The sequence below is a fragment of the Kribbella sp. genome (genome assembly GCF_035655035.1).
Classification (GTDB): Bacteria; Actinomycetota; Actinomycetes; order Propionibacteriales; family Kribbellaceae; genus Kribbella.
Genome location: NZ_DASRVN010000561.1, coordinates 1 through 7,785 on the forward strand (window position 1 = coordinate 1; position 7,785 = coordinate 7,785).

Below are 7,785 nucleotides of genomic sequence, written 5' to 3' on the forward strand. Positions count from 1 at the left end.
CCAGGTCCACCGACTACCCGGCGATGCAGCAGTCGGTCCGCCGCCGGATCGTCACGGACCTGGACACCGGCCTGACCAACAACTTCGTGTTCGGCCTCGACGCCCTCCTCGACGGCCTCCAAACCCGCGTCAAGAAGTAGCTCAGCTATCCATCCAGGTGGATCGGGTTGGTCCAGGCGCGGGTGCCGTCGGCTGCTTCGACGGTGATGCGGCAGTGGGTGGCTTGGAAGAGGGTGAGGGGGAAGGTGTGTTCGGTGAGGTTGGTGCCTTGGGCGACCTCGGCACCGGGGTGGCCGCCGGTCAGGAGGATCTTGGTGGCGGGTGAGCAACGTACGACGAGCTCGTCGGTTTCGAGGTGTACGTCGTACAGCTCGGGGCCCGTGGTGGAGTAGAAGTGGCCCGCCTTGAGGGCAGTGAGGAGGGCGTCGGGGTCGAGGGACTCGGCGCGGACCTGGACCCAGGCTTGGCACGGGGGTGGGTCCTGGGGTTGCAGGTGGGCGTCGTCGGCGGCGTAGGTGGTGAGGCGGTGGCCGCGGTTCAGCAGGACGTCGGTGAGGTGCCAGCTGTCGCCGCGGTGCTCGCGGTCTGCCAGGGCGTTGTAGACCTCGATCGAGTGGGCGGCGTCCAGGCTCTCGGCGTCCTTCGCCGTCAGCAGCGAGGCCGATGGGTGCGCCATGCCGACGAAGGCACCCACGGAACGGGCTCGGCGGGCCAGCGCGGGGCCGTCTTCGGAAGGTGACGGAGGGGCGAAGTCGAGCGGGAGGCCGGCTGCGACGATGTGCCATTGCTGGCCGGCTTCGGTGCGGGGGGCGTGGAGTTCGGCGCCGATGAGCGTGGTGAAGTCGGCCGTTCGCAGGTCCCGGGTGTCGGTCACGGGGTAGCCGTACTCCGGCCGGAAGTGGTCGGTGATCGCGACGAAGTCGTAGCCGGCCTCGTGGTACACCGCGGCGGTCTCGCCGGGCGACAGATACCCGTCGGACAGGTTCGAGTGCGTGTGCAGGTTTCCACGCCAGAACCGGCCCGGCAGGTCGAAGATCATCGGCGTTGCTCGCGGGCGGAGGCGTACAGGCAGATGGCGGCGGCGGTGGCCAGGTTGAGCGACTCGGCGCGGCCGTAGATCGGCACCTTCACCGAGTGGTTCACGACCGCGTTGATGCCGTCCGGCAGGCCGTGCGCCTCGTTGCCGAACAGCCACACGGTCGGCTTCGCGAGCGTGCCGTCGTCGATGCAGGTGTCGAGGTCGGTCGCGCCGTACCCATCGGCGGCGAGCACCTGCAGCCCTTGCTCGCGCCACGCCCGGACCGCGTCCACGATCTCCACGTCGGTGCTGATCGGTACGTGGAAGATGCTGCCGACGCTGGCCCGGACCGCCTTCGGGTTGTGCGGGTCGACGGATTCCGGCGACAGTACGACGGCGTCCGCGCCGGCCGCGTCCGCCGTACGGATCAACGTGCCGACGTTGCCGGGATCGCGGACCTGGACGCCGACGGCGACCAGCTTCAACGGACCGGTCGGCAGCGGAACGGTGACCAGCGAGCAGACCGCGACCACGCCCTGCGACGTAACCGTCTCGCTCAGCGTCTCGATAGCGGCTCGATCGACCTCGAACCACGGGACACCTGCGGCCGCGGCGAGGTCGTACAGATCACGATGACGGGCCGCGACGGCGGGTTCGGCGTACACCTCGAGAACCAGTTCGCGATGCTCCAGCGCCTCCCGGACGGCCTGCGGGCCCTCGACCAGGAACCGGCCGGCCTTGCGCCGGAACGCACGAGTGGCGAGCCGCCGGGCCTGCTTGATCCGCGCGGACTGCGCGGTCAACAGACCAGGGCTCGCCACTTGTGGTGTAGGGGTGTTGCTCAGGCCGCGGCGTCGGACTTCGGCGCGTTCACGTCCGCCGGCAGGGCGGCCTTGGCCACCTGCACGAGCGCGGAGAACGCGGCCGGGTCGTTGACGGCGAGGTCGGCGAGGATCTTCCGGTCCACCTCGACCTCGGCCAGCCGCAGGCCCTGGATGAAGCGGTTGTAGGTCAGGTCCTCGGCGCGGACCGCGGCGTTGATGCGCTGGATCCACAGCTTGCGGAAGTCGCCCTTGCGCGCCTTGCGGTCGCGGTAGGCGTAGACGAGCGAGTGGGTGACCTGCTCCTTGGCCTTGCGGTACAGCCGCGAGCGCTGGCCGCGGTAACCGCTGGCCTGCTCGAGTACGACCCGGCGCTTCTTGTGGGCGTTGACTGCCCGCTTCACGCGTGCCATGAGGTGTTACTCCTTGTATTTCTGCGCCGTGGACGGACTGCCGACGACGGGGGATGGTTCGGGAGGGGAAGTGCGTCAGATGCCGAGCAGCTTCTTGGCCTTCTTGACGTACGCCGGGGCCACCTCGACGGTGCCCGACAGGCGACGCTTGCGCTTCGACGACTTCGCCTCGGCGAGGTGCCGGACACCGGTCTGCTCACGACGGATCTTGCCCGACCCGGTGACCCGGACCCGCTTCTTCATCCCCGAGTGGGTCTTCATCTTCGGCATGGCTGTTGTGCTCCTGAGTTTCTTCGTTGACTCGATCATCGGTGTGCCGGCTCCGGCCGCTGTGGTTCACCTGGCGGCCGGAGCGATCGGTCACTCCGGGTCGAGGTTGTCGGCCGGACCCTTCGGCTTCTTGGTGACACCGGCGGCGCGCTCGGCCTCGTGGGCCTGAGCCTGCTCGGCGCGCTCCTGGCGCTCCGCCTGCTCCTCGGCCTCCCGCTCGGCCTTCCGCTGCGCCTTCTCGGCTTCCACGTCCACGCGCGCTTCGGACTTCTTCTTGTGCGGTCCGAGCACCATGATCATGTTCCGGCCGTCCTGGCGCGGCGAGGACTCGACGAAGCCGAGCTCGCTGACGTCCTCGGCCAGCCGCTGCAGCAACCGGAACCCGAGCTCGGGCCGGGACTGCTCACGTCCGCGGAACATGATGGTGATCTTGACCTTGTCCCCGGCCCTCAGGAACCGCACCACGTGACCCTTCTTGGTCTCGTAGTCGTGCGGGTCGATCTTCGGCCGCAGCTTCATCTCTTTGATGATGGTGTTGGTCTGGTTCCGGCGGGACTCGCGCGCCTTCTGCGCGGTCTCGTACTTGTACTTGCCGAAATCCATCAACTTGCAGACCGGAGGCCGGGCGGTCGCCGCGACCTCGACCAGGTCGAGGTCGGCCTCCTGGGCCAGCCGCAGTGCGTCCTCGATCCGGACGATGCCTACCTGCTCACCGTTCGGTCCGACCAGCCGCACTTCGGGAACGCGGATGCGCTCATTGACGCGCAAATCAGTGGTGATGGGTCCTCCTGGGTTGAACTCGTACTGGATGCCACCTCGTGATCACCCGAAGTCCCCCTGGAAAGACGAAGGCCCTCGTGCGATCACACGAAGGCCCAATTCCCAGATGCACGACGCCCCAACCCAACGGGTGGTACGCCGTACTGTTGACCGGGACCCGCCGACTCTTCATCGACTGGGTGGGAGGTGGCCCTCCGCTTGGACCTGAACCACTGGCGTCCCCGAAGTATTCCGCTCAGGGGGCACCATCGGACCAGGTCGGTCGCCATGTAAGAGTAGCAGCATGACCGACGCAGATGCCACTCCGCAGCCCGACCCCCTCGCGACCGCCTCCCGCGACATCGCCGAGGTGCCCGCCGTGGAGATCATCTCCACCGCCGCACTCCACCTGATGAGCGCGGCCGCCGTCAACCTGGGCCTGGCCGCCGACCTGCCGGAGCACAAGGACCTCGACGAGGCGCGGTCGCTGATCGACTCGCTGGCCGGTCTGCTGGACGCGGCCGCCCCGTCCCTCGGGCACCACCACGCCGCGCCGCTGCGGGACGGGCTGCGCTCGCTCCAGCTGGCCTTCCGGGAGGCCAGCTCGATCCAGGACGAGCCGGGTCAGGGTCCCGGCGAGAAGTACACCGGCGCCGTCTACCCGGCCGGCGCCAAGTAGGACTTCCGCAGCCGCGGGACCCGGATCCTCTCCAGTGGCGCGAACGCGAGCCAGCAGACCACCGTCGGCAGGAAGTGGATCCCCAGGATCGCCGTGTTCGCCGCGTGGAACCCGAGGAAGAACAGGGCCCCGAACAGCTGCCACCGCCCCTTCAGCCACAGGACCGCCGGCGAGCACACCTCCGCGACGATCCCGACCCACTGCATCACGTGCAGCATCCACGGGTACTGCAGCAGGAACTCCCCCACCGGGTTCGGCCGCCGGACGATCGCCCAGGTCAGTACGGCGCTGCTCGGCCACGCGAGCGTCCAGTGCCCGCTGCGGAGCTTGGCGATCGCGGACAGGAAGTACGTCGCGATCACGCAGAGCTGGATGCACCGGACCACCCAGCCGGCCGCCTCCGACTTCGTCCGATCGCCGTACGACGTCCTGCCGACCGTTGGTAGCACCCACAAGGCGATCACCAGCGCCAGGTGGTCGTGGTCGACCTTCCCGTCGCTCATCCCGATCATGACCCACCAGGTGAACGCCGGCGCGACGATCCAGCCGGCGATCCGCGGGAAGTAGTTGGTCGCACCGACGAGACAGGCCGCGATCAGTACGACGTACAGCGTGGTGGTGTTCGCGACGGTCGGCTTCGGGAGGTCGAGCAGCCGGGCGAGGAACAGCGGCTGGTACAGCCCCGGGCGCTCACCCTTCAGCAACGTGTCGTTGACGAACGCGTGCATGTCCAGGATCACGAACAGGTACAGCACCGTCCGCAGCCAGGCGATCCGCCCCGACGCGATCGACGGTGTGAACCACTTCATCAACCCACCTTCCAAGTCGTCAGTACTCGCGGCGTCGGCGGCCCTGCGACACGTCCGTGCACCAACTGGGTCGTGTCCTGGACGAGCTGGAGACTCACGTACTTCGGCTTGTCCGGGTGCTTGCTCGCCCACCCGTCGGCGACCTGCTGGAGCAGCGCCGGGTTCTTCACGATCTCCCCGACACGCGCCTCGATCTCGGCGCGGGCGATCCCCGCGCCTTCGACGTCCAGCGGCACGTCGACCGTCGTACCGGCGTCCGTGACCGCGCTGATCCGGGTGAGGATGATCGACTCGTCGTCGGCGACCACCATCGCGTACTGCGACATCGGCCCGAACGGCCACAGGTCGTCGCTGCCCCGCACTGATCCGTTGACCAGCAGCACGATCCCGACGACCGCAGCGGCCTCCCGTACGGTCCGGCCGCGAGGCCCTAGCTTCTGCTCAGTCGGCACGGCGTACCAGCTCCAACCGGGAACGGGTCAGCACGTACGGCACCCCAGCAGCGAACAGGGGCACCAGTACGGCGACACCCGCGATCACGGCCCACGGCACGGCGACCGTCGGCGACCCGACGACCGTGTGCGCGGTGAACCCGTACAAGGCGCCGACTGCAACGCCGAGCAGACAACCGAGCTGCCCGAGGAACCAGCCCTGCGCAGCCGCGAGCCCGCGCCGCAGCCGAGGCGGTGCACCGACCGCGGCGAGCGTCGCGAAGTCCGCACGCCCCTCCGACATCGACAGCGCGACAGACATCGCAACGCCGAGCAGGGTGGCGGCCAGCCCCGCGAGCAGCAGACCGATCGAGGCTTTGCGTACCGGGCTCTGATAGCCGTGCTCGACCTTCAACGCGTCCTCGTGACCCAGAAGCCTCGCCACAGCAGCCAACTGGGCCGCACTCGGTTGCTCTCGCAGGCTGAAGTGAACCTCGTCGACCGACGCGGTCCCTAGGCTCTTGGCAGCATCAGCACTGATCAGGGCCGACCGTGGAAGCACACCGACCCTCGGCGGCGACGTCACGACCGCAGCCGGATACGGGAACGTGCTCTTGCCGTCAAGATCATCCCCGCGTGCAAGCCTGACCTTGCCATCGTGCGCCATCGTCGCCAGCGGTACGACGACCTTCCCTTGCCGCAGTGCGGCCGCAGCCCGACGCCCCCAGTCCAGGAACCGCGCGACGTACGCCGGGTCGACCGCCGTGAGCGAGTAGCCGCTCGAGTACACGCTGCCGTTCGCCACGTAGCCGTCGGTCTCCTTCGTGCCGTTCAGTACGACGGTGCCGAGCTCGTACCGGTGCTCCACCGGCAGCAGGCGCTGCACGCGGTCGACGAGTTGCGCCGAGTACGGGATGTCGCCGTCGAACTGCAGGACCGCGTCCCCGATCCGCCCGGCCGGCTCGTAGTTCTGGGCCTTCGCGGCGGCCTGGTTCACCACGGCGAACGCGAGTGCCGTCGTACCAGCGACCGCGATCATGATCGCGGCGGTGACCGGGCCGGTGCGGTGGCGGTGCCTGGACGCGTCCCGGAGCGCCAGCCGCAGGCTCAGCGGCAGGTTGCGGAGACTCCCGGCGACCTTGCCGACCAGGGCGGGCAGCATCCAGACCAGCCCGGCGATGACGAGCGTGATCCCGGCGACGACCACCGCGACCGGCAGCGTCGGCGAGGCCGAGGCGACCCTGGAGATCTGGGCGGGATCGGCGGCGGCGCGCTGCTCGCGTGCGGTGTCGAGGGCGGCAGCCAGTTGGATGTTGCCGATGACGGACAGCACCAGCCCGGCGACAACCAGTACGAGCGCGAGGCGGCGCAGGCGTACGGCCCCGACGACCGCGGCGAACCGGCCAGCCAAGGCGGCCAACGGTGGACGCCGCGCCGCCCCGATCGCCGGCACCAGCGCGGACGCGAGCCCTGCCACCAGGCCGACGGCAACCACTCCGAGCAGCTGCAGCCAAGGGATCTGCCAGCCGGTGATCAGCGTCGAGGTCGCGTCCTCCCACCAGGACTTGCCGATCAACGCCGTCAGTACGCCGATCCCGAGCCCGAAGCCCGCACCGAGCAGTCCGGCGTACAGCCCCTGCGCCAGCACGACCCGTCGTACGTCGGCCGACGTACCGCCGACCGCGGTGACCAGACCGAGCTCACGGGTCTGCCGGCGCGCGACGACAGCGAACGCCGTACCGGCCAGCAGCACGAGCTCCAGGACGCCGAAGCCGACGATGAGTACCCGTGCCGCAGCACCGCCCACAGGACCGCGTGGCGTCACAGGTGGGTCAATAACGGAAGCCCTGATCTCAAGAGTCATCCCCTGCTTGCTGAGCTTGTCAGCCAGCACCCCTGTGTCTACCGCGCTCGGCAGGTCGACCAGATACTCCGCTTGTGCGTCCGGGTCGCCCACTGCCGGTGTGGCGAACACCTGTCGCGCCTTGGGGAAGTCGAGCGTGCGGGCAACGCCCACAACCTGGTACCTCGTACCGTTCGCAGCCGTCATCGCACTGCCTGAGTGCAACCCGAGATGGTCTGCCAGTGCAGGTGACACCGCGACCTCACTTGGCTTCGCAGGCATCCGCCCCGTGTCCAGGCGGAACGTTCCCGCGAGCAGGGCGTTCGTGAAGTCACCGATGACGAGCCCGACGTTCAGGGCGGCCCCGCTGCCACGCAGCTCGATGTCACCGGGCATCGACTTCGCCCGGGCGTACTGCGACCCGCTGGGCAGCACACCGCGTAGGTCGGTCCGCGCAGACGGCACTGTCAGCTGTGCGTCGGCCGATCCGAGTACCGTGCGCGCAAGCAGCTCGCCCGTGGGATGCGTACCGCGGTGCACGACGCTGAACCAGCTGCCGGCGAGCACAGGCAGCCCGACGAGGGCAGCGATGAGCAGTGTCCGTCCCAGGGTGCGCCGCGCCGTACGGCGGGCCAAGCGCAAGGCCAGGACCCAGTCGTTGAGGAGTTTCACTGCGGAGCCTCCAGCAACACGTCTGCGTCCGGCAGGGCATCCGTCTGACCGTCGATGCGGCCGTCGCGCA

9 protein-coding genes are annotated in these 7,785 nt (G+C 69.1%); 1 reads left to right on the forward strand and 8 read right to left on the reverse strand.

The features are described from left to right. Positions 1-145: 145 nt before the first annotated feature. The 5 genes from VFF46_RS30120 to infC form a co-directional block, all read right to left on the reverse strand. Positions 146-1,039 carry a CehA/McbA family metallohydrolase gene (locus tag VFF46_RS30120; protein ID WP_325040616.1) on the reverse strand — a complete coding sequence of 298 codons (894 nt, stop codon included), beginning with the start codon at positions 1,037-1,039 and terminating at the stop codon, positions 146-148. Further along, complete coding sequence (locus VFF46_RS30125; protein ID WP_325040617.1) at positions 1,036-1,839, reverse strand: RNA methyltransferase; 804 nt, start codon at positions 1,837-1,839, stop codon at positions 1,036-1,038. The genes VFF46_RS30120 and VFF46_RS30125 overlap by 4 nt, the downstream gene beginning before the upstream one ends. A 20-nt stretch (positions 1,840-1,859) precedes the next feature. Beyond that, positions 1,860-2,252 (reverse strand): 50S ribosomal protein L20, encoded by a 393-nt coding sequence (rplT, locus tag VFF46_RS30130; protein ID WP_131367113.1) that lies wholly within the window; start codon positions 2,250-2,252, stop codon positions 1,860-1,862. 75 nt (positions 2,253-2,327) lie between these two features. Then, positions 2,328-2,522 (reverse strand): 50S ribosomal protein L35, encoded by a 195-nt coding sequence (gene rpmI, locus VFF46_RS30135; RefSeq protein WP_130383713.1) that lies wholly within the window; start codon positions 2,520-2,522, stop codon positions 2,328-2,330. Positions 2,523-2,612: 90 nt separating this feature from the next. Beyond that, positions 2,613-3,257 carry a translation initiation factor IF-3 gene (gene infC, locus VFF46_RS30140; protein ID WP_414673108.1) on the reverse strand — a complete coding sequence of 215 codons (645 nt, stop codon included), beginning with the start codon at positions 3,255-3,257 and terminating at the stop codon, positions 2,613-2,615. A 328-nt stretch (positions 3,258-3,585) separates the two neighbouring features. Between infC and VFF46_RS30145 the strand changes: the two genes are divergently transcribed. Continuing rightward, positions 3,586-3,960, forward strand: a complete 375-nt coding sequence (locus VFF46_RS30145; protein WP_325040618.1) for a DUF1844 domain-containing protein — start codon at positions 3,586-3,588, stop codon at positions 3,958-3,960. Here VFF46_RS30145 and VFF46_RS30150 read toward each other — a convergent pair. Genes VFF46_RS30150 through VFF46_RS30160 form a run of 3 tightly spaced genes read right to left on the reverse strand, consistent with a single transcriptional unit; the run spans position 3,939 to position 7,715 of the window. Continuing rightward, positions 3,939-4,769, reverse strand: coding sequence for an HTTM domain-containing protein (locus VFF46_RS30150; RefSeq protein ID WP_325040619.1), 831 nt, complete (start codon positions 4,767-4,769; stop codon positions 3,939-3,941). The two genes, VFF46_RS30145 and VFF46_RS30150, sit on opposite strands and share 22 nt — an antisense overlap. Beyond that, entirely contained in the window at positions 4,769-5,221 is a 453-nt protein-coding gene (locus VFF46_RS30155; RefSeq protein WP_325040620.1) for a hypothetical protein, read from the reverse strand. The genes VFF46_RS30150 and VFF46_RS30155 overlap by 1 nt, the downstream gene beginning before the upstream one ends. Next, on the reverse strand, positions 5,211-7,715 hold the full coding sequence (locus VFF46_RS30160) for an FtsX-like permease family protein (protein ID WP_325040621.1): 2,505 nt from the start codon (positions 7,713-7,715) through the stop codon (positions 5,211-5,213). Before VFF46_RS30160 ends, VFF46_RS30155 begins: the two co-directional genes overlap by 11 nt. Positions 7,716-7,785: the final 70 nt, after the last annotated feature.